The organism is Halomonas sp. IOP_14 (genome assembly GCF_021021315.1).
GTDB classification, from domain to species: domain Bacteria; phylum Pseudomonadota; class Gammaproteobacteria; order Pseudomonadales; family Halomonadaceae; genus Vreelandella; species Vreelandella titanicae.
Map to the genome: position 1 here is coordinate 1 of NZ_JAINWD010000083.1, position 243 is coordinate 243.

At 49.4% G+C, this 243-nt stretch carries 1 tRNA gene; it reads right to left on the reverse strand.

Annotated features, from left to right (window positions below):
• Nucleotides 1-37: 37 nt before the first annotated feature.
• Nucleotides 38-113: transfer RNA gene (locus K7H09_RS23975), tRNA-Ala, on the reverse strand.
• Between the last annotated feature and the right edge of the window lie 130 nt (nucleotides 114-243).

Sequence of the window (243 nt, forward strand, 5' to 3'; positions counted from 1 at the left end):
CAAACGGTATTGAAGATTAAACAGGGTAGTAACGTAATGGTGGAGCCAAGCGGGATCGAACCGCTGACCTCCTGCGTGCAAGGCAGGCGCTCTCCCAGCTGAGCTATGGCCCCAATACTAAATTCACGCAAATTTCTGTAAGACAAGGCAAAATGCGACGACGTATAGTCTGCTCTGCTATACGAGGAGCATTTTAACGCAGTATTACAGGAATTTGGTGGGTCTGGGCAGACTTGAACTGCC